18 protein-coding genes and 1 pseudogene are annotated in these 20203 nt (G+C 65.1%); 13 read left to right on the top strand and 6 right to left on the bottom strand.

All coding sequences use genetic code 11. The features are described from left to right. Positions 1 to 250: 250 nt before the first annotated feature. The gene (locus H7J73_RS05405; protein ID WP_264066219.1) at positions 251 to 1267 is read right to left on the bottom strand and encodes a LacI family DNA-binding transcriptional regulator; all 1017 of its coding nucleotides are present in this window, start codon (positions 1265 to 1267) and stop codon (positions 251 to 253) included. 96 nt (positions 1268 to 1363) lie between these two features. Between H7J73_RS05405 and H7J73_RS05400 the strand changes: the two genes are divergently transcribed. The 6 genes and pseudogenes from H7J73_RS05400 (at position 1364) to H7J73_RS33945 (ending at position 8479) form a co-directional block, all read left to right on the top strand. Continuing rightward, positions 1364 to 2539, top strand: a complete 1176-nt coding sequence (locus H7J73_RS05400) for a phytanoyl-CoA dioxygenase family protein (protein ID WP_264066218.1) — start codon at positions 1364 to 1366, stop codon at positions 2537 to 2539. Then, a complete protein-coding gene (locus tag H7J73_RS05395) occupies positions 2536 to 3555 on the top strand; it encodes a Gfo/Idh/MocA family protein (protein ID WP_264066217.1) in 1020 nt (339 codons plus the stop codon). Before H7J73_RS05400 ends, H7J73_RS05395 begins: the two co-directional genes overlap by 4 nt. Further along, entirely contained in the window at positions 3552 to 4427 is an 876-nt protein-coding gene (locus H7J73_RS05390) for a sugar phosphate isomerase/epimerase family protein (protein WP_264066216.1), read from the top strand. Before H7J73_RS05395 ends, H7J73_RS05390 begins: the two co-directional genes overlap by 4 nt. Further along, positions 4424 to 5404 (top strand): Gfo/Idh/MocA family protein, encoded by a 981-nt coding sequence (locus H7J73_RS05385; protein ID WP_264066215.1) that lies wholly within the window; start codon positions 4424 to 4426, stop codon positions 5402 to 5404. The genes H7J73_RS05390 and H7J73_RS05385 overlap by 4 nt, the downstream gene beginning before the upstream one ends. Positions 5405 to 5603: 199 nt before the next feature. Next, positions 5604 to 6344 carry an MBL fold metallo-hydrolase gene (locus tag H7J73_RS05380; RefSeq protein ID WP_264066214.1) on the top strand — a complete coding sequence of 247 codons (741 nt, stop codon included), beginning with the start codon at positions 5604 to 5606 and terminating at the stop codon, positions 6342 to 6344. A gap of 723 nt (positions 6345 to 7067) precedes the next feature. After that, a pseudogene (locus H7J73_RS33945) lies at positions 7068 to 8479 on the top strand (HNH endonuclease signature motif containing protein). A 6-nt stretch (positions 8480 to 8485) separates the two neighbouring features. Here the strand turns inward: H7J73_RS33945 and H7J73_RS05365 are convergent. Beyond that, a complete protein-coding gene (locus H7J73_RS05365; protein ID WP_264066211.1) occupies positions 8486 to 9472 on the bottom strand; it encodes a LacI family DNA-binding transcriptional regulator in 987 nt (328 codons plus the stop codon). Between the two features lie 103 nt (positions 9473 to 9575). On the opposite strand from H7J73_RS05365, the gene H7J73_RS05360 reads away from it, so the two are divergent. Genes H7J73_RS05360 through H7J73_RS05350 form a run of 3 tightly spaced genes read left to right on the top strand, consistent with a single transcriptional unit; the run spans position 9576 to position 11092 of the window. Beyond that, positions 9576 to 9755, top strand: coding sequence for a hypothetical protein (locus H7J73_RS05360; protein WP_264066210.1), 180 nt, complete (start codon positions 9576 to 9578; stop codon positions 9753 to 9755). Next, the gene (locus H7J73_RS05355) at positions 9752 to 10525 is read left to right on the top strand and encodes a TIM barrel protein (protein WP_264066209.1); all 774 of its coding nucleotides are present in this window, start codon (positions 9752 to 9754) and stop codon (positions 10523 to 10525) included. The genes H7J73_RS05360 and H7J73_RS05355 overlap by 4 nt, the downstream gene beginning before the upstream one ends. A 54-nt stretch (positions 10526 to 10579) precedes the next feature. Next, on the top strand, positions 10580 to 11092 hold the full coding sequence (locus tag H7J73_RS05350; protein WP_264066208.1) for a nitroreductase family deazaflavin-dependent oxidoreductase: 513 nt from the start codon (positions 10580 to 10582) through the stop codon (positions 11090 to 11092). Positions 11093 to 11142: 50 nt separating this feature from the next. Here the strand turns inward: H7J73_RS05350 and H7J73_RS05345 are convergent, their stop codons facing one another. The 4 genes from H7J73_RS05345 to H7J73_RS05330 all read right to left on the bottom strand — a co-directional run bounded on the left by H7J73_RS05345 (position 11143) and on the right by H7J73_RS05330 (position 15254). Then, a complete protein-coding gene (locus H7J73_RS05345) occupies positions 11143 to 11961 on the bottom strand; it encodes an ATP-binding cassette domain-containing protein (RefSeq protein WP_264066207.1) in 819 nt (272 codons plus the stop codon). Positions 11962 to 11975: 14 nt separating this feature from the next. Beyond that, complete coding sequence (locus H7J73_RS05340; RefSeq protein WP_264066206.1) at positions 11976 to 13034, bottom strand: ABC transporter permease; 1059 nt, start codon at positions 13032 to 13034, stop codon at positions 11976 to 11978. A gap of 18 nt (positions 13035 to 13052) precedes the next feature. Further along, the gene (locus H7J73_RS05335; RefSeq protein ID WP_264066205.1) at positions 13053 to 14057 is read right to left on the bottom strand and encodes a substrate-binding domain-containing protein; all 1005 of its coding nucleotides are present in this window, start codon (positions 14055 to 14057) and stop codon (positions 13053 to 13055) included. Positions 14058 to 14516: 459 nt separating this feature from the next. Next, positions 14517 to 15254, bottom strand: a complete 738-nt coding sequence (locus tag H7J73_RS05330) for a GntR family transcriptional regulator (protein ID WP_264066204.1) — start codon at positions 15252 to 15254, stop codon at positions 14517 to 14519. Positions 15255 to 15457: 203 nt separating this feature from the next. Here H7J73_RS05330 and iolC point away from each other — a divergent pair, with 203 nt between their 5' ends. Genes iolC through iolD form a run of 4 tightly spaced genes read left to right on the top strand, consistent with a single transcriptional unit; the run spans position 15458 to position 20195 of the window. After that, the gene (iolC, locus tag H7J73_RS05325; protein WP_494337793.1) at positions 15458 to 16435 is read left to right on the top strand and encodes a 5-dehydro-2-deoxygluconokinase; all 978 of its coding nucleotides are present in this window, start codon (positions 15458 to 15460) and stop codon (positions 16433 to 16435) included. Further along, entirely contained in the window at positions 16428 to 17345 is a 918-nt protein-coding gene (locus H7J73_RS05320) for a Cgl0159 family (beta/alpha)8-fold protein (protein WP_264066202.1), read from the top strand. Before iolC ends, H7J73_RS05320 begins: the two co-directional genes overlap by 8 nt. Before the next feature lies 1 nt (position 17346). Next, positions 17347 to 18234, top strand: a complete 888-nt coding sequence (gene iolB, locus H7J73_RS05315) for a 5-deoxy-glucuronate isomerase (RefSeq protein WP_264066201.1) — start codon at positions 17347 to 17349, stop codon at positions 18232 to 18234. 2 nt (positions 18235 to 18236) lie between these two features. Then, positions 18237 to 20195 (top strand): 3D-(3,5/4)-trihydroxycyclohexane-1,2-dione acylhydrolase (decyclizing), encoded by a 1959-nt coding sequence (iolD, locus tag H7J73_RS05310; protein ID WP_264066200.1) that lies wholly within the window; start codon positions 18237 to 18239, stop codon positions 20193 to 20195. Positions 20196 to 20203 lie beyond the last annotated feature (8 nt).

Genomic DNA, 20203 nt, shown 5'->3' with positions numbered 1-20203 from the left:
AGTTGGTGTCACTCGCAGTACCGATTATTGCACTTTCCTTAGGCATGACTTCACGCTGGACTGCGAAGACACGCCGGTAACGCCCAGATTAACTCGCAGCTCAGGGAGGTGAACGAGCAGTGATTGAGACAATATTGTGGTTTTCGTCACTTTTGCTGGCCGAAAAAGTCTAAGAACAGGTACGTACGCGCGAGTAACTTACGAATTTGAGTCCCTGAACTCATCCTGGGCAACCGCTCAGCGCACAAAGTCAGCCGGGAATGTTGTATGGGGTGACGATCTGCACGGGCACCGGCCGCACCGGTTCAGCAGGAAGCGCACCGCGGGCTTGCAAAATCATCCGCAGCGCCAGCCGCGCGTCGGCGCGCAGGTCGTTGTGCAGTACCGCGGAGATCCGGCCGTCGCGCAAAAGCCGACGATTGTCGGCATCGAGGTCATGGGCGATAAAGACTCTGCACGCCCGCCCCAACTTCTCGAATGCAGCCACCGTGGCCGCGTTGCCGCCACCGACCGAATACACCGCCTCGATCTCCGGGTGGCGGCGCAGCGCGTCGAGCACCAACCGTTCATTGGTGGCGTCGATACCGTCGCTGTCGGTGACATCGATGACGTCGAGACCCGCGCCGCGCAGCGCCGACCGGAAGCCGACCTCGCGTTCGCCCTCGCCGCGGAAGACATTCCTCGACAGGGTGATCAACACGGCGATGTTCGCTGAGGCGGCACCCGCCGAAAGCCACTGGTGCATCAGATACGCCGCAGTCACGCCTGCGCCGTGGTTGTCGATACCGACATAGCCGTACCGCAAGCTGTTCGGCACGTCAGTTGTGTAGGTCACGACGGGAGTGCCGGCCTCGACCAGACCGTCGATCGCCTCGGCCACCGCGAGATCGTCGGCCGCCTTGAGGATGACACCGTGACTGCCCCGCAGCCGGGCCAGCTGCTCGACCGTCGCCGCCGTCGCGCCCGACTCCCACAGATGGAAACGGGCCCGCAGCATCGCCGGAGCAAAAGTGGGCAGCTCGGCCTCCACGGCGCCACGGAACGCATCGGAGAACCGCTGAGGCGTCTGCATGACGACGTCGATGAGATAGCGCCTGCCGTTGAGGCGGAGCTGAGCGCGCTGTTTGTCTAGATCGGCGATGGCCTGCTGCACTTCGGCGCGTGTGTTCTCCCGGACGCCGGGCCGGTTGTTGAGGACACGATCGACCGTGGCCTCGCTCAGGCCGGACTGCTGAGCGATTTCTCGGACTTTGTACCGGTGCCCCACGGTGACGGCTCCTTACTGGTGCGACCGCTGACCTGATGGTTTTTTGATGGGTTTGTGGTGTTGATTGTGGCTCATTCCACAGCAAGACTTGGCGCCATGTCCACCCCATTCGTCACCTCCTCGACTGCGGCCGGGCACGCCTGGATCGAGGAGGCCGACTGCAGCCTCGACGATTTCCGCGGCCAGGTACTCCGACCTACGGCCCTGGCCGACTACCCCCACGCCAACGATGTCCGGTCCGGCGTGCTGGTGTACACCGCGGCGGGCATCGCCAACGCTGAGCGCCGAGCCGTGCAGGCCGAGCTGATCCACGCCTTCGCGGACGGTCCTGGCGTCATCGTCATCGAGGGAGCTTTCGAAGACGACGTCGTGGACGCGGCCAGTGAGGCGTTTCGCGATCTGATCCGCGCGCAGCGCGCGGCCGGCGGGGCCGCCGGTGACCACTTCGGCAAGCCGGGCGCCAACGACCGTCTCTGGAACGCCGCCCAGAAACTCGCCCTGCACTCCCCGGCGGTATTCGCCCACTACTACGCCAACGACGCGCTGGCGATGGTGTCGCAGGCTTGGCTGGGACCGGTCTACCAGGTCACCTCGCAGGTCAACGTCGTCAATCCTGGTGGTGCAGCGCAGGTTCCCCACCGCGACTACCACCTGGGCTTCGTCAACGAGGACCAGCTTGGGGCATATCCGACACACATGCACCGCATGTCGGCGGTCCTGACACTGCAGGGTGCTGTCGCGCACTGCGACATGCCCATCGAGAGCGGCCCGACCATGCTGGTGCCGCACTCCCAGAAGTTCGCCGCGGGCTATATCGCGTTCTACCGGCCCGAGTTCATCGAGTTCTTCGCCGAGCATCAGGTGCAGATTCCACTGCGAAAGGGCGACGCGGTCTTCTTCAACCCGGCGCTCTATCACGCTGCAGGCACCAACAAGTCGACCGATATCAAGCGGATGGCCAACCTGCTGCAGGTGTCGTCGCCGTTCGGCCGTGCAATGGAGTCGCTGGACCGCGGCGCGATGATCCGGGCGGTGTATCCATCGCTGCAGGCCATGCAGGCCGCCGGCCGTCCCACGCAGGACATCCGTAACGCCGTCGTCGCCACCGCCGAGGGCTACCCGTTCCCCACCAACCTCGACCGGGACCAGCCCATCGGCAGCCTGGCACCCGCCAGCCAGGTCGACACCGTCCTGGCCGCGCTGGCCGCCAAGCAGACCGCAGAACAACTCGACGCCGCCCTTCGCGGCCAGGATGAACGGAGAATTCCATGACCACGTTAGGACTGATCGGGCTCGGCCGCATCGGCGCTTTCCACACCGATACGCTGATGAACCTCCCCGGTCTCGACGGCCTGCTGATCACCGACGAGCGGCCCGATATCGTCAAGCAGATTGCGACGAAATACGGTGCCACACCAGTTGATTCGGTCGATGCACTGTTCGCTTCCGGCGTCGACGGCATCGTCGTCGCCGCGGCCACCCCGGCCCACGCCTCGCTGACGCTGGCCGCGGTCGAACGCGGTCTACCCACCTTCTGCGAGAAGCCCGTCGCCTCGACGGCGACCGAGAGCGCCAAGGTCGCCGAGGCGATCGCCCGCAACGGTGTGCCGGTCCAGATCGGTTACCAGCGCCGGTTCGACGCGGCCTTCGCGGCCGCCAAGGTGGCGGTGGACAGCGGCGCCCTAGGCCACCTGACCACCGTGCGCAGCACCACGATGGATCCCGCTCCCCCGCCGTTGGACTACATCAAAGGTTCCGGCGGCATCTTCCGGGACTGCGCCGTCCACGATTTCGACACCGTCCGCTGGATCACCGGACAGGAAGCCGTCGAGGTATACGCCACCGGCACAGTGCAGGGCGACCCACTGTTCACCGAATACGGTGATGTCGACACCGCGGCCGTCGTAGTGCGGTTCGACGGCGGCGCCCTTGGCGTGATCTCGAACGCCCGATACAACGGCCGCGGCTATGACTGCCGGCTCGAGGTGCACGGCTTCGACGACACCGTCGTCGCCGGCTGGGACCAGGGTGTCCCGGTGCGAAACATGGACCCGGAGAACTCCGGCCCATCCGGGTTCCCCGTGGGGCAGCCCCACAATTTCTTCATGGACCGCTTCACCGAGGCGTTCCGCACCGAGTTGGCCGGTTTCGTCGAAGTCGTCAAGGGTGGCCCCGTCCTGGGTGCCACCGTGGCCGATGCCGTTGAGGTGGCGTGGATCGCCGAAGCAGCCGCCGAGTCGTTGCGCCGTGGCGCACCGGTCACCATCAAGGAGGTTCGTGAGTCATGAGTGCCCTTCGTATTGCCGGAGCCCCGATCTCGTGGGGGGTCTGCGAGGTTCCGGGTTGGGGTTACCAGCTCTCTCCCGAGCGGGTGCTGACCGAGATGCGCGAAGCAGGTCTGACCGCAACCGAACTCGGCCCGGACGGGTTCTTGCCTGCAGACCCCGCGGAGTTGACGGCGACGCTGGCACGCTTCGGGCTGACCTGCGTCGGGGGGTTCGTGCCGGTGCTGCTGCATGACACCGGCCACGATCCGTTGGATGAGCTGGCCGGTCCGCTGGAATCCCTGGTCGCTGCCGGCGCCGATGTGGTGGTACTCGCCGCGTCGACGGGCGCCGAAGGTTACGACTCCCGACCAGAACTCGACGATGCCCAGTGGACAACGCTTTTCGCCAACTTGGACCGGATCTCTGAGGTGGTGACCGCGCAGGGCCTGGTCGCGACGCTGCACCCGCACGTCGGCACCATGGTCGAGACCCGCGACGACGTCGACCGAGTGCTGGCAGGTTCGGCGATCCCCCTGTGTCTGGACACCGGGCACCTGCTGATCGGCGGAACCGATCCACTGGCCCTGACACTGCAGGTGCCCGGGCGCATCAAGCACACCCACCTCAAGGACGTCGATCTCGAACTCGCCGCAAAGGTGCAGTCGGGTGAGATGACCTACACCGAGGCAGTGGCCGCGGGGATGTATGTGCCGCTCGGTGCCGGTGACGTCGACATCGCGGGCATCGTGAAGACGTTGCAAGACAACGGCTATGACGGCTGGTACGTCATGGAGCAGGACAATATTCTGGACGCCGAGCCGACCGATGCGGGCCCGTTGGGTGACGTGCTGGCCAGTGTCGAGTTCCTGCGAGGGGTCAAGAGCCCGGCATGACAGGTATGCGGATCGGCGTGCTCGGGGCATCCCGGATCGCGGAGTCAGCCATCGTCGGGCCGGCCAACGAGCTGGGCCACCGACTGGTCGCTGTCGCCGCCCGGGATCGCGGGCGGGCTCAGGGATTTGCCGAAAAATATGGCGTGGAAAAGGTTTTGAGATCGTACGACGAGGTGATCAATGATCCTGAGGTCGACGTTATCTACAATCCGTTGGCAAACTCACTGCACGCGCCGTGGAACCTCGCCGCTATCGCCGCCGGTAAGCCCGTGCTCTCGGAGAAGCCATTCGCCCGCAATCGCGTTGAGGCTGCGGAGGTCGCCGCGGCTGCGGAGGTCGCGGGTGTCACGGTGCTGGAAGGGTTCCACTACCTGTTCCATCCGGTGATGCGACGACTACTGGCGCTGGCCGCCGGCGGCACACTCGGCGAGCTCCGACGGGTCGAAGTGTTGATGACGATGCCCGAACCGGGGCCTGACGACCCTCGCTGGTCGCTTGAGATGGCCGGTGGTGCCCTCATGGACCTCGGCTGCTACGGCCTGCATGTGATGCGGATGTTCGGTGGGCTGACCGGCGGTGCACCCGAGATCACGGGCGCCACTGCGGTACAGCGCGGCACCGGTGTCGACGAGAGTTGCGATGTCGAGCTGGTCTTCCCCAGCGGCGCAACAGGTCACACCAGCCACACCATGGTCGCCGACGAGTACCGGTTCACCGTCCGGGCTTTCGGCAGCGCCGGGGATGCGATGGTGCACGACTTCATCAAACCCAATGACGACGACCGGCTCACGATTCGGACCTCCGAGGGCACCCGCGTCGAAAAACTCGGCACCCGTGCGTCATACACCTATCAGTTGGAGGCGTTCGCCGCGCACGTGCTCGATGGAGCTGCTCTGCCGATCGGTACGGCCGATGCCGTCGACAACATGGCGTTCGTGGATGCGGCCTACCGCGCAGCGGGCATGGAACCTCGCTAGCCGGCCTACCTCTTTCACCGAAGGCGAGTTCGGGTGGATCCGACGGATGCGAAGTCGCCTGTGTCACTGCGGTTTCTGTTGCGACAGAGTCGACGTTGTTGAGTTCCTATGATCGGAACCTGAGCTTGGTGATTTCGCCGGTAGGGGAAAACCTGGGCTTCGGTGGCCTTTGATGATCGGGCACGGATAGCGTCAGCGCATGTCGTCTCCTGACCTGCTGCAGTTGGCCCCGTCGCTGTACCGACTCCGGATAGCCGGGGGTGCGGCTCATCTGCTCAACTGCTACCTGTGGGTAGATGACCATGGCGTGACACTGATCGATACGGGCTGGCCGGACAGCGCTGGGTTGATCCTGGAGGCACTATCCGCACTTGGAAAGAGTCAGCAAGACGTTACGAGGATTGTGCTCACCCATTTCCACGAGGATCACGCCGGTTCGGCAGCGGAGATCGCCGGGTGGTCGCGGGCAGAGGTGATCGCCGGGGATGCGGACGCTGCCTATGTGCGGGGCATTGAGCGTGGTCCGCTGCCGATCCTGACACCTCGGGAGCAGTCGATTCATCCCGCTACCAGCGAGCCGCCTCATAGCCCGCCGTGTCGGGTGGACCGGGTTGTGAGCGACGGTGACAGTCTCGATTTCGCCGGGGGCGCAATTGTGTTGGGCGTCCCTGGACACACACCCGGCAGCATTGCGCTCTATTTGCCCGATGCCGACACTATCCTGACGGGCGATGCGGTCGCCGAATTCCATGGCGAGGTGATCCTCGGTGTCTTCAACGTCGATCGACAAGCCGCAACCCGTTCGCTGAACAAACTCGCGGCGACAGGAGCGCAGATCGCCGGGTTCGGACATGGCGAAGCCGTGCTTCACAATGCCAGTGCGCGCATTGCGTCGGCAATCGATGCCTTCGCTGATGACGCCGACGGAACACCGCAGTGAGGCCAAGTGGCCCGTGCGGGTGGACAGGGCGGGCAAAGGCAAGTTGACTCACGTAAACGTGCGCGCTGTTGGTGTTCATGGATGAATTCCGATCCGTTGTCGGAGTCCACGCCCAGCGTCGGGAACGGCATCTTGCGGCCGATGTCGTTGAGTGCCGCCAACACGCATTTGGCGGTCTTGCCCGGCCGGCGACCGCGGGCGGTGACGATCGTGGGCTGTAGCGCCGCTGCGAGCGACTTGCCTTTGTCGCGTTTACTCTCCTGCTGATAGCAGGTGGGCGCCGCCTCGGTGATTGCTCTGCGTTGTGTCAACGTCAACCCCATCCACTGGGCGGACGCGCGCATTTTCAGTGAGGCACACGGCACGTTCCTGTCGGTGGTTCGAACTAATGTTCGATGCATGAGTTCGGCCCTGGCCTTCGATCGCGACGCGGCGTTTACCGCGGTGTCGCGGCTGGAGGGTGCACGTTCCTGTCGGTGGTTCGAACTAATGTTCGATGCATGAGTTCGGCCCTGGCCTTCGATCGCGACGCGGCGTTTACCGCGGTGTCGCGGCTGGAGGGTGCGGTCGAGGCGCTGGCCGGGGTGTCGTGGGACGAGTTGACCGGTCCTGACGTGGTGCAGGTGTTGGTGCGGTTGGACACGCTGACGCGGTGTCAGCCGGTGATCGAACACCGCTTGAGACGGGTCGGCGAAAGAGTTGGGCGCGAAGAATTTCAGCGATGTGTTGACCACCGCACTACGCATCAGCCCCAAAGACGCCAAGCGGCGGCTCAGGGACGCCGAGGAGTTGGGTGAGCGTAGGGCGTTGACTGGACAGCCGTTGGCGCCGCGGATGCCGCACGTCGCGGCCGGCCAAGCTGCCGGGGTCATCGGTGGCGAGCATAGTGCGATCATTCGGGGATTCTTCACGGATCTGCCGGTGTGGGTGGATACGCCGACCCGGGAGAAAGCCGACGCCGAGTTGGCTGGGGTGGATCTGCCGGTGTGGGTGGATACGCCGACCCGGGAGAAAGCCGACGCCGAGTTGGCTGGGGTGGCCGCCGAGTTCGGGCCCGAAGAGTTGCGTAAAGCAGCAGCCCTGATTGCTGCGCTGGTCAATCCCGATGGGGAGTTCTCCGATGCCGACCGGGCCCGTAAACGCGGGGTCACCATCGGCCGGCAGGGCCCGGATGCGATGTCCACCATCTCCGGGCAGATCACCCCGGGAGTTGCGGGCCACGGCCCGTAAACGCGGGGTCACCATCGGCCGGCAGGGCCCGGATGCGATGTCCACCATCTCCGGGCAGATCACCCCGGGAGTTGCGGGCCACGGTGGAGGCGGTGTTCTCGAAATGGGCCGCACCGGGCATGTGCAACCCCGACGACGAGACCCCCTGTGTCAAAGGCCGACCCAGCCAGGAACAGGTTCAGACTGATCGCCGCACCCCCGCCCAGCGCCAGCATGACGCACTGACGGCGATGGGCCGCAACACCCTGTCCAAAGGCCGACCCAGCCAGGAACAGGTTCAGACTGATCGCCGCACCCCCGCCCAGCGCCAGCATGACGCACTGACGGCGATGGGCCGCAACACCCTGTCCTCNGGAGAACTGGGTAGCCACCACGGGCTGCCCGTCACCGTCGTGGTGTCCACCACCCTCACAGAACTCGAATCCGGGGCTGGGCTGGCAGTCACCTCGAGTGGCACCCGCATGCCGATGACCGACGTCGTCCGNCTGGCCTCCCACGCGTTTCATTACCTGGTGATCTTCGACCACATGGGGCGGGTACTGGACTTGGGTCGCAGCAAGCGGATCGCCTCGGCCGATCAGCGGATCGTCCTGCACGCCAAAGACCGCGGCTGCACATTCCCCGGCTGCACCGTCCCCGGATTCCTCACCGAAGTCCACCACGCCGAATGCGACTGGGCCGATGACGGCCACACCAACATCAACGACCTCACCCTGGCCTGCGGCCCCCACAACCGGCTCGTCACACCCGGCGGGTGGCGCACCCGGAAACGCAAAGACGGCCGCACCGAATGGATCCCACCACCACAGCTGGACACCGGCCACGGCCGCATCAACAAACACCACCACCCCGAGGAACTCCTCCACCCCGAAGCAGACGACGACGCACCAACGGAGCCGCGGTAGCGCGCCCTAACGAGGCGGCGCCGTCGAACCGCGCACCACAAGCCGCGGTTCGGATACCGCATCGACCACGGTGTCTGCCGGGGTGTCGATCCGTTCCACCGCGCGGGCGACGGCAAGCTCAGCGAGCCGGGCACTGTCCTGACCGATCGTCGTCAGGTCGACATGAGCCAGACCTGCCAGCGGGCTGTTGTCGAAGCCGACGACCGAAATATCGTGCGGGATCGGAACTCCGGCTCTGATCGCCACATCGATGAAGCCCAGCGCACAGCGGTCGTTGAACGCGATGACAGCGGTGGGCAGACTCGACCGCGCCGCGATCATTCCGGCGGCAGCCGTCGCGCCCTCACGTTCGGTGCTTCCGCCGTCGACGGTCTGTGCCGTCACCTCCAGGGCGGCTGCCGCCTTGCGAAAACCCTTGCGCCGCTCGGCCGCACCGGGCGCGCGGCCGCCGTCCAGAAAAGTGATCGCCGAGTGGCCGAGAGCAGCGAGGTGAGAGACGGCGAGTTCGGCGGCGGCCACATCATCGGTGCGAACCGCATCGACACCGCGCACCTTGCGGGCCATCACCACGACCGGAAGGTTGGCGTCGAGACCGGACAGCTCCCGGACCGGCAACTCCGAGCCGATCAGCACCAGGGCCTCACATCGGTCGTCGAGCAGCGTGCGGACGGCCTCACGCTCGTCGTGGTGCGGTGTCACACAGCTGAGCAGCACGTCATAACCACGTGATTTTGCCGCCAGGTAGACGCCGTCGACCAGACCGGCATGAAACTCCTGACCTGCGGTGAAGACCACCCCGAGGAGATTGGCCCGTTGCGAACGGAGTATCCGCGCGCGCTGATCGGGCCGGTACCCGATCTCGTCGGCGGCCCGGCGTACCCGCAGTCGCGTCGCATCGCTGGCGCCGGGCGCTTCGCGCATCACGATCGACACCAACGCCCGTGATACGCCGGCGCGCTCGGCAACGTCGGCAAGTGTCGGCCTGTCCCGCATATCCCGCAGTGTAGAACGTTCTAGTAACTTCTTGACGAACGCCACGGCGGCCGCTTTACTTTGTCTAGTTTCTAGAACGTTCTAGGCAAATCGGGAGTACGTGATGTCGTTCCACGACGCTTATACCGCGCAGTTCGCCGACTTCGTCAAACACGTGCAGGCCGGCAATCCCCCATCCGTCACGGGCCAGGACGCCCGCGTCGCGCCGGAGATCGCACTTGCCGCAGCCGAATTCGTCCGCAGTGGACATCCGATCATGCTTGCCGTGGCGGTACGGGCATGAGCTTCGACCTGGCTGTCAGCGCGGAAATGGTGTTCACCGATCTCGATATCGTCGAACGGGTGAAGCGGATAGCCGACCTTGGGTTCGGCGTGGAGATCTGGAGCTGGGATGACAAGGACTTGACCGCGTTGGCTGCCACCGGTGCGCGGTTCGGCTCGATGACCGGCTATCTGCACGGTGACCTCCACGACCCGGACGGCGCCCGGGAAGTGCTACGGACCGCGGCAATGAGCATCAAAGCCGCTGAGGTACTTGGGGTTCCGCGACTGAATCTGCACACCGGGGAGCTCATCGATGGCCAGGCAGCCCGACCGCAATATCGGTCCACCGGGCCGATGTGGCTCTCTGCACTACGCGGACTCGAGGCACTCGGCGCGCTCGGCGAGCAAGCAGGAGTGACGTTCTGCGTCGAGAACCTCAACACAATCCTCGACCACCCGGGAGTCCCGCTGGCCCGGGCGAAGGACACCCTCGCACTGGTCGAAGCCGTCGGGCACCCACACGTCAAGATGAACCTCGATCTGTATCACGCCCAGATCGGCGAAGGGAATCTCGTCGAACTGGTCCGCCGCTGCGGCGATGCCATCGGCGAGATTCAGGTCGCGGATGTGCCGGGCCGGTGTGAGCCGGGAACCGGCGAGATCCACTACCCCGCTGTCGCCAGGGCATTAGCCGAGATGGGTTACACCGGAACCGTCGCGATGGAGGGCTGGGCGGCCGGCGACAGCGAGGCAGCGCTGACGGCGTTTCGGGCGGCGTTCACCGTCTGACGCACTTACCCCGAACCGGCACCGCCGGAATCTTGGTCAGTGCACTATGTTGCCGTGCCAGATGAACAACCCTTTCCACAGACGCACTGGGGCAGTGCCGAGCCGTCGCCGCTGTTCCAGCCGGTGATGAAGTTCGCCTCGACGCCGGCGGGCTCCCGGTTCATCCGAGCGCTGGTTCCGTGGGATCGCCGTGTCATGGCTGCGACGAATGGGAAGTACACGCTGTTCGGGCCTACCTCGCTGCCCGGAATGCTGCTGACGACGACGGGCAGAAGGTCGGGCCAGCCTCGGCGTAGCGCGCTCAGCTTTCTGCGCGACGGGGACCGCCTGCTGGTTCTCGGCAGCAATTTCGGCCAAGAACGCCACCCGGCGTGGTCGTCGAACCTGCTCGCCAATCCGGACGCCTTGGCGGCCATTGGCGGCGAAGAGGTTCCGGTGACGGCGACTCTGCTGACCGGCGACGACCGAGAGCGAGGCCTGCAGCGGTTCTGCGAATACCCGATGTATCGGGCCTACGTGACGCGAACGAGCCGTGAGCTACGCATCTTCGCCCTGTCTCGGCGCTGAAAACCACAGCCCCGCCGACCTGTTCGGTCGAGGGGGTTCGGCGTCGGAGATTACTTGCGGCCCAGCTCGTGTGCGAGTGCTTCGAGATCGTTGCCGCCGGCCATCTCCTGTGTCAGGTGCTCCAGGGTGATTTCGTCGTAGGTGCAGTCGAGCTTCTGCTTGCCGCGGTTGAGCAGGACGAAGTGGTCGCCGACCATATGCGCGTGGTGCGGGTTGTGGGTGATGAAGATGACCCCGAAACCCTGTTCCTTTGCGGCAGTGATGTAGCGCAGCACGACACCGGACTGTTTCACGCCGAGTGCGGCAGTGGGCTCGTCGAGGATCAACACGCGGGCTCCGAAGAACACCGCACGGGCGATCGCCACGCACTGGCGCTGACCGCCGGACAACGAACCGATCGGCGCGTCGACATCGGGCAGGTCGATGCCCATCTTGTGCAGCTCGGAGATGGTGATGGCTCGCATGGCGTTGATGTCCAGCGACCTCAGGAAGCCCTTCTTGCGCAGCTCCTGGCCGAGGAAGAAGTTGCGCCACACCGGCATCAGGGCTACGACGGCCAGATCCTGGTACACCGTCGCGATCCCGTTGGACAGTGCGTCCTTGGGTGACTCGAAGGTCATCGGTTCGCCGTCGACCAGCAGCTCGCCTTCGGTGGGCTTGTGCAGGCCGGCGATGATCTTGATCAGCGTCGACTTGCCCGCGCCGTTGTCACCGAGGACACCGGTCACCTGTCCGGCACCTACCCGCAGGTTGATGTCCTTGAGCGCGATGATGTTTCCGTAGCTCTTCCCCACGCCCTTGAGCTCGATCAGCGGCACACCACCACCGGCCGGGGTTTGGGCGATGGGGGCTTCGGCAGTGGTACTCATGGTGATCTCTCTCCCTATCGCTTGGCCGCGTACGCACGGAACGCGTTGTTGGCGATCACCGCGAAGAGCAGCATCGCGCCGAGGAAGAACTTGAACCAGTCCGGATTCCATCCGGCGTAGACGATGCCCTGGTTGGTCATTCCGAAGATGAAGGCACCGATCAGGGTGCCGATGGCGGTGCCGTAACCGCCGGTGAGCAGACAGCCACCGATGACCGCGGCGATGATGTAGAGGAACTCGTTGCCGATGCCCTGCCCGGACTGAATCGTGTTGAACGAGAAGAGCAGATGCATACCGACGAACCACGCCGTGAAGCCGACGAACATGAACAAGCCGACCTTGACCTTGGTCACCGGCACACCGACTGCGCGGGCGCTGTCCTGGTTGCCCCCGACGGCGAAGATCCAGTTGCCGATCCGGGTCTTGAACAGCACCCATGTGGCGACCACCGTGAACAGGATCCACCACAGCACCGTGATCCGGATGGACACACTGCCGATGGTGAACGACGACGCGAAGACCGCCTTGGCTGAGTCGAAGCCCTGCATGTCCGAGACGCTCGGGGTGGCGACCTGGCCGCTGATCAGCTTGGTGACCGCGAGGTTGATACCGGTGAGCATCAGGAAGCTGCTCAGGGTGATCAGGAAGGATGGGATCTTGGTCCGCATCACCATGTAGCCGTTGAAGAAGCCGACCGCCAGCGAGACCACCAGCGCCAGTGCCGAACCCACCCATAGGTTGAGATGCAGGTTGTAGGCCAGCATCGACGCGGCCAGTGAGCTGGTGGTGACGGCGACGCCCGACGAGAGATCGAATTCGCCGCCGATCATCAGCAGGCCGACGGCCACCGCCATGATGCCGATCGTCGAGCTGGCGTAGAGCACGGTCGCCAGCGCTTCCGGGCTCCGGAAGGGCGCGGCCACGATGGCGAAGAAGATGAAGATTCCCACCGCGCCGATCAGCGCGCCCATTTCCGGCCGAATCAGCAACCGCTGCAGGCGATTCTGCTCCCTAACTCGTTCATCGGTGACAACCTTGTGAGTCCCGAGGTCGAGGTCGGCTTGAGTAGTCATGGTGTACCTCTTCGTCGCTTAGCGAGTGCCGGCCTTGGCCAGCGCGGCCACGGCATCGATGTTGGACTGGTCGATGAACGACGGACCAGTCAGAGTCGCCTGCCCGCCGCCGATCAGGTTCTTGTTGTTGATGAACAGCCACAGCGAGTCGATCGCCAGGTAACCCTGCAGGAACGGCTGCTGATCGACGGCCCACTGGACCTGGCCGTTCTTGATCGCATCGACGAGGGCGGCGTTGGTGTCGAAGGTGACGATCTTGGCCTGGCTGCCTGCGTTGCCGACTGACTGCACCGCGGCGAGCGCGATGGGCGCACCCAGGGTGACGACGTGGTCGATCGACGGGTCCTGCTGCAGTTTGGCGGTGATGGTCGACTCCACCGACGGCATGTCCTTGGAGTTGACGTTGAGCAACTCGGTCGAGCCCTTGAAGCCCTGGGTTACTCCGGCGCAACGGGTTTCGAGCGCGACCTGGCCCTGTTCCTGGATGACGCAGAGGATCTTCTTGGCGCCGTCGGTGTTGAGTTTCTCGCCTGCGGCAACGCCGGCGATCTTCTCGTCCTGGCCGAAGTACTCCTGGACGCCCATGGCTTTCCAGTTGTCGTAGCCCGAGTTGAAGGCGACCACCGGAATGTTCGCGTCCAGTGCGGCCTTGACGGCCGGGGCCATCGCATCCGGCTTCGCCAAGGTCACCGCGATGCCGGCGACCTTGCTGTCGATGGCGCTCTGCACCAGGTTGGCCTGGTTCGGCGCCTCCGGGTCAGCGGAATAACGCAGTTCGATGTTGTCCTTGTCGGCTGCGGCCTGCGCACCCTTACGGATCAGATCCCAGAAGGAGTCACCAGGCACCTCATGGGTGATCATCGCGATCGTCACCCGCGGCGTGTTCGCCTGGCCGGCATTCGACCCGCCGCCGGTCGCCGCGGGCTTACCACCGGTGCTGGAGCAAGCCGCCAGCGTGGTCGCCGCGATCGCGATGCCGACGATTTTGACCCAACGGCGCTGCGGGCCTCGTTGCAACTTCATGGACTCTTCCTCTCGGATAAAGCTAGGCGCAGCCGACTCGGTCGACCCTCGGCGATTCTGCTTCGATGTAATACGCATCACACGCAGATGTCAATAGTTTGTTCGGACATTAGGACTGCAGGTCAAAATCCGACCCTGCTACTCGGCCTGTCGACCTACTCGGACCGTAGGTCCAAATCCCTTGCACCACAGCACTAACAGACGCTCAAGCGGCGCTCACGCGAACCAGGAAGCGGAGCCGACCTCACCCTTCACGGAATTGGCGCAGCAGTTTCGAGGGCACAGGTGCGAAATGGTCAGCGGTCCGCGGGTACGACTGGAAACGTAATCCGGCTCACATCAGGTTGTCAAGAGTTTGTCCTGACATTCGGACTTTTGGACCGATCTTGGGCGACGAAGGGACACCCGCCCAGCCCCGAGAACAGCCTCACGAGGGCGTGACGCCGGGAACCGCAGAATCTAGCGGTCGACGAGGGTTGTCTCGAAGAAGTACCGCGACGCGCGGTAGGCGTGGTTTCCATACTCGACGATCCGACCCGAATCGTCAAAGGCGGTGCGGCTCATCACCAGGAGAGGCGCCTTCGGCTTCTCGTCGAGCAATCGCGCTTCCTCGCGGTCGGCGGCCTTCGCCCCGATCCGCTGACGCGCCAGCCGGATGTGCACACCGCGCGAACGCAACGCCTGATAGAGGCCGGCCGCCTCGAGTTCATCCTGGTCGGGGGCGAGGGCCGCAGGCAGATGGTTGGTCATCAGCGCCAAGGGCTGACCACCTGAGCTGCGCAATCGGCGAACCATGAGAACATCGCTGCCGGCAGGCAGATTCAGATGTGTGGCAATCTCATCCGAAGCCGGGCCGATGGCGTAGTCGAGCACCTTGGTCGCAGGTTCCTGCCCAGCCCTGGCCAGATCATCGAACAAACTGGTGAGCTCGACCGGCCGGTGCACCGGCGCTTGGACGACCTGAGTCCCCACGCCGCGCTTGCGAACCAGCATCCCCTTGTCGACAAGCTCTTGGATGGCGCGGCGCGTGGTAGGACGGGAGAGGTTGAGCCGCTTTGCCAGTGCGAGTTCGTTCTCGAAGCGATCACCCGGTTTGAGGTGACCGTCGAGGATCGCCTTTTCGAACGCCTGGGCAACCTGAAAATAGAGCGGCACCGGGCTGGACCGTTCGAGCTCGATGGGCAGTGTCGTGGTCACCCTCACTCCGATCCTCGGCCACCTACGGCGGGTTCGCTGACAGTGCGCCTCAGCGTACCTTGCGGCCTTTGAAAGTAAGAATGTCAGGACAAACTCTTGACATGACGTGGTGACCGAGCGCACAGTGAAAACGGCGCCAGATGATCCTCAGCTGCTCCGAGCCCGCCCCAGTTTTCATGCAAGCCAGAACCCGGGAGTCAGTCTTGACCGACCAAGCAAACCAGCGATTGGACGTTCTCGCCATCGGGCGAAGCGGCGTCGATATCTATCCGCTCCAAGTCGGCGTCGGCCTCGAACACGTGCAATCCTTCGGCAAATTCCTCGGCGGCAGCGCAGCCAATGTTGCGGTCGCGGCCGCGCGCCTGGGCAACCGCACCGCGCTGATCTCCGGTGCCGGCGACGACCCGTTCGGGCGATTCGTCCGCAGCGAACTGGCACGACTGGGCGTCGACAACCGCTACGTGGCGATCCACGACGAGTACCCGACACCGGTCACGTTTTGTGAGATCTTCCCGCCCGACGACTTCCCGCTGTACTTCTACCGCAAGCCGTCGGCCCCGGACCTGCAGATCACCCCGACCGAGCTCGACCTCGATGCCGTGCGCAGCGCCCGCCTGTATTGGTCGACGGTCACCGGACTGTCGGAAGAGCCAAGCCGCAGTGCGCATTTCGCGGCCTGGTCGGCTAGAGGCAGGGCGCCGCTGACAGTGCTCGACCTCGACTACCGGCCGATGTTCTGGGCCAGCGCGGCCGACGCGACCGAGCAGGTGCAGCAGGCGTTGTCCCACGTCACCGTCGCCGTCGGTAACCGCGAGGAGTGCCAGATCGCCGTCGGCGAGACCAACCCCCAGAAGGCCGCCGACGCGCTGCTCGACCTCGGCGTCCAGCTGGCCATCGTCAAACAGGGACCGCGCGGCGTGCTGGGCAAGACAAAGCACTCCTCGGTCACCGTCCCGCCCAACGAGGTCGACGTCGTCAACGGGCTCGGCGCCGGAGACAGCTTCGGCGGCAGCCTGATTCACGGCCTGCTGCACGACTGGCCGCTGGAGAAGACGTTGCGCTACGCGAATGCCGCCGGTGCCATCGTCGCATCCCGACTCGAATGCTCAACCGCGATGCCCACCGCTGCCGAGGTAGCTGCGCTCGCCGAACAAACCGCCGTGGAGGCCGTCAATGTCTAACACTGAGTTGTCCAGCGCTGTCCCGATCCGCAAGGCCGCCGTTTGCACGGATTACGCGGCGATCACCGAGGTGCGGGCCTCTGATCCGGGCGCGGTCGCCCGCGCGTGGCAGACGCGCGTCACCCGACCCACGGTGCGGGGCAACGGCCGCCTGATGATCGTGGCCGCCGACCACCCTGCCCGGGGCGCCCTGACCGTCGGATCCCGGCCGACCGCGATGAACAGCCGGATCGACCTGCTCGACCGCCTGCGCGCCGCGCTCGCCGACCCGGGTGTCGACGGTGTGCTCGCCACATCGGACATTCTCGACGACCTCGTGCTGCTGGGCGCGCTCGAAGACAAAGTGGTGTTCTCGTCCTTCAATCGGGGCGGCCTGGCGGGCTCGGCGTTCGAGTTCGACGACCGGATGACGGGTGCCACTGCGGCCTCGACCGCGGCAGCGAACATGAACGGCGGAAAGATGCTGTGCCGCATCGCCCTCGACGATCCGGGCACCGTCGCGACGATGACGGCATGCGCTCAGGCCATCGACGAGCTGGCCGCGCACGGTCTGATCGCCATGGTGGAGCCGTTCATGTCGTCCCGGGTCGACGGCAAGGTCCGCAACGACCTCAGCCCGGACGCCGTCATCAAGTCTGTACACATCGCCCAGGGCCTTGGTTCCACATCGGCATACACCTGGATGAAGCTCCCCGCCGTCGACGAGATGGACCGGGTGATGGAGTCGACCACGATGCCGACCTTGCTGCTCGGCGGTGATCCTGCCGATCCCGACGAGGCGATGGCCAGTTGGGAGAAAGCGCTGTCACTGCCCAACGTGCGAGGACTCATCGTGGGGCGCACGCTGCTCTATCCCACCGACGATGACGTGAGCTCCGCGGTCGCAACCGCAGTGGCAATGGTGCGCTGACATGCACAGCAAGCTCTATATTCCGGCGCGCAGTGCGGCGGCGCCGTGGACCGTCGATGTGACCCCGGAGTCGGCGGGCTGGACGGAATCCTCGCTGCAGGTGGTGGAACTGGACGGCGCACACGCGCAGAGCCTGTCGCTGTCGACCGGTGACACCGAGGTGATGATCCTGCCGCTGGCCGGCGGCGGCTCAGTGCACTGCGGTGCCACAACATTCGAATTATCGCCGCGGGCATCAGTTTTCGACGGCCCTGCCGACATGGTGTACATCGGTATCGACCAGACCTACACGCTGTCCGGTGCAGGCCGGTTCGCGATCTGTGGGGCGAGCGCCACAAACTCCTTTCCGAACCGTCGGGTGGCCGCGGCCGACGTCTCCGTCGAGCTGCGCGGCGCAGGTAACTGCAGCCGTCAGGTGCACAATTTCGGCACCGCAGGCGTGTTCGAGGCCGACTCGCTGATCGCCTGTGAGGTCATCACGCCCGGCGGAAACTGGTCGAGCTACCCCGCTCACAAACACGATGAGAACACCCCGACCCAGTCCGAACTCGAAGAGATCTACTACTTCGAGTTCGAGGAGGGACCAGGCCCGCACACTTCTTCCAGCTCCCGCGGCTTCGGCTACCACCGGGTCTACGGCACGCCCGATCGCCCGATCGAGGTCCTCGAGGAGGTCCGTACCGGTGACGTCGTCCTGGTGCCGCACGGCTATCACGGTCCCTCGGTTGCCGCTCCCGGATACCACATGTACTACCTCAACGTGATGGCCGGACCCGGCGCCGAGCGAGCCTGGAAAATCGTCGACGACCCCGAACATGCGTGGCTCCGCGGCACCTGGGACGACCAGCCCGTGGACCCCCGTCTACCGCTACACGAGACAGGAGCCTGACCGTGGTTTCCACCGCACCCAAGCGGGCCGAGAAGATCGCCGACGGAGAAGCCACCGTGCGACTCACCGTTGCACAGGCCACCATTCGGTTCCTCGGTAAGCAGTACGTCGAACACGACGGTGTGCGCACCAAGTTCTTCGCCGGCGCGTTCGGGATTTTCGGCCACGGCAACGTGGCGGGCCTCGGCCAGGCGCTGCTACAGGACGAGCTCACGGCCCTCGAGTCCGGCACCGAGCCGTCGCTGCGATATGTGTTGGGCCGCAACGAGCAGGCCATGGTGCACAGCGCCGTCGCCTACGCCCGGCAGAAGGACCGTCTGCAGACCTGGGCCGTCACCGCCAGCGTCGGACCGGGCTCGACGAATATGCTGACCGGCGCCGCGCTCGCCACCATCAACCGGTTGCCCGTGCTGCTACTGCCAGCGGACACCTTCGCTACCCGGGTGAGCTCGCCGGTGCTGCAGGAACTGGAACTGCCGTCGTCGGGTGACGTCACCGTCAACGACGCGTTCAAACCACTGTCGCGATACTTCGACCGGGTCTGGCGCCCGGAGCAGCTGCCGGCGGCGCTACTCGGCGCCATGCGCGTCCTCACCGACCCCGTTGAAACAGGCGCAGCGACAGTGGCCATCCCGCAGGACGTGCAGGCCGAGGCCCACGACTGGCCGGAATCCCTCTTCGCAGAACGCACCTGGCATGTCGCCAGGCCGCTACCGGAACGTTCGGTGATCGCCCGAGCTGCCGAGCTCATTCGATCCGCGACGAAGCCACTCATCGTGGCGGGCGGCGGCGTGATCTACTCCGACGCCACCGACGCGCTGGCCGCGTTCTGCGAGAAGACCGGCATCCCGGTTGGCCAGAGCCAGGCCGGCAAGGGGTCACTGCGCTACGACCACCCGCAATCGGTCGGCGCCATCGGCTCGACGGGAACCACGGCGGCCAACGCGCTCGCGACGGAGGCCGATGTCGTCATCGGCATCGGCACCCGCTACAGCGACTTCACCAGCGCGTCGCGAACCGCGTTCAACAATCCCGACGTCCGATTCGTCAACGTCAACGTGGCATCGATCGACTCGGTGAAACAGGGTGGGGTCAGCATCGTCTCGGACGCGCGTGAAGCCGTCGAGGCACTGGGCGTCGCGCTGGGCGACTACTCGGTGAGCGACGAATACCGCACCCGGACCGCTGATCTCGCGAAGGAGTGGGACGCCACGGTATCGGAGGTGTACCGAGTCGAGGAGGGCGCCGATTCTGTTGGTTTGAACCAGAACCAGGTGATCGGGCTGGCCAACACGCTCTCGGACCCGCGTGATGTGGTGGTCTGCGCGGCCGGCTCCATGCCGGGCGATCTACACAAGCTGTGGCGCACCCGCGACCGCAAGGGCTATCACGTCGAATACGGCTTCTCGTGCATGGGTTACGAGGTGGCCGGCGGTATCGGCGCGAAGATGGCCGAACCGGACCGCGACGTCTTCATCCTGGTCGGGGACGGCTCCTACCTGATGATGGCCACCGAGTTGGTGACCGCGGTGCAGGAGAACATCAAGGTCATCGTCGTGCTGGTCCAGAATCATGGCTTCGCCTCCATCGGCGGGCTGTCCGAGGCGTTGGGCTCCCAGCGCTTCGGCACCTCCTACCGGTACCGCAGCGATGACGGTCGCCTCGACGGGGACAAGCTTCCGGTCGATCTGGCCGCCAACGCCGCCAGTCTCGGCGCCGACGTCATCCGGGTGGTCACCGCGGCGGAATTCACCGACGCGGTCAAAGTCGCCAAGGCCAACGATCGCACGACCGTGATCCACGTCGAGACCGACCCGACGATCTCCGCGCCGGATAGCGAATCCTGGTGGGATGTACCAGTTTCCGAGGTATCCACCCTGGATTCGACGCGGACCGCATATCGCACATACGCCGACTGGAAGAAGATCCAGCGGCCTCTCATCAAACCTTCTGACAGCTGAAAGGCCCG

It is taken from the genome of Mycolicibacterium komossense, from assembly GCF_025822605.1.
GTDB lineage: Bacteria > Actinomycetota > Actinomycetes > Mycobacteriales > Mycobacteriaceae > Mycobacterium > Mycobacterium komossense.
The sequence above is the reverse complement of the archived record's forward strand: the minus strand, read 5'-3'. Positions and strand labels throughout refer to the sequence as shown.

What these genes read in the sequence shown, in the direction of transcription:
- iolB (WP_264066201.1), top strand. Translation starts at nt 17,347, where the DNA reads ATGCACAGCAAGCTCTATATTCCGGCGCGCAGTGCGGCGGCGCCGTGG.
- H7J73_RS05360 (WP_264066210.1), top strand. Translation starts at nt 9,576, where the DNA reads ATGTCGTTCCACGACGCTTATACCGCGCAGTTCGCCGACTTCGTCAAA.
- H7J73_RS05380 (WP_264066214.1), top strand. Translation starts at nt 5,604, where the DNA reads ATGTCGTCTCCTGACCTGCTGCAGTTGGCCCCGTCGCTGTACCGACTC.
- H7J73_RS05400 (WP_264066218.1), top strand. Translation starts at nt 1,364, where the DNA reads ATGTCCACCCCATTCGTCACCTCCTCGACTGCGGCCGGGCACGCCTGG.
- H7J73_RS05395 (WP_264066217.1), top strand. Translation starts at nt 2,536, where the DNA reads ATGACCACGTTAGGACTGATCGGGCTCGGCCGCATCGGCGCTTTCCAC.
- H7J73_RS05365 (WP_264066211.1), bottom strand. Translation starts at nt 9,472, where the DNA reads ATGCGGGACAGGCCGACACTTGCCGACGTTGCCGAGCGCGCCGGCGTA.
- H7J73_RS05385 (WP_264066215.1), top strand. Translation starts at nt 4,424, where the DNA reads ATGACAGGTATGCGGATCGGCGTGCTCGGGGCATCCCGGATCGCGGAG.
- H7J73_RS05340 (WP_264066206.1), bottom strand. Translation starts at nt 13,034, where the DNA reads ATGACTACTCAAGCCGACCTCGACCTCGGGACTCACAAGGTTGTCACC.
- H7J73_RS05345 (WP_264066207.1), bottom strand. Translation starts at nt 11,961, where the DNA reads ATGAGTACCACTGCCGAAGCCCCCATCGCCCAAACCCCGGCCGGTGGT.
- H7J73_RS05355 (WP_264066209.1), top strand. Translation starts at nt 9,752, where the DNA reads ATGAGCTTCGACCTGGCTGTCAGCGCGGAAATGGTGTTCACCGATCTC.
- H7J73_RS05320 (WP_264066202.1), top strand. Translation starts at nt 16,428, where the DNA reads ATGTCTAACACTGAGTTGTCCAGCGCTGTCCCGATCCGCAAGGCCGCC.
- H7J73_RS05390 (WP_264066216.1), top strand. Translation starts at nt 3,552, where the DNA reads ATGAGTGCCCTTCGTATTGCCGGAGCCCCGATCTCGTGGGGGGTCTGC.
- H7J73_RS05335 (WP_264066205.1), bottom strand. Translation starts at nt 14,057, where the DNA reads ATGAAGTTGCAACGAGGCCCGCAGCGCCGTTGGGTCAAAATCGTCGGC.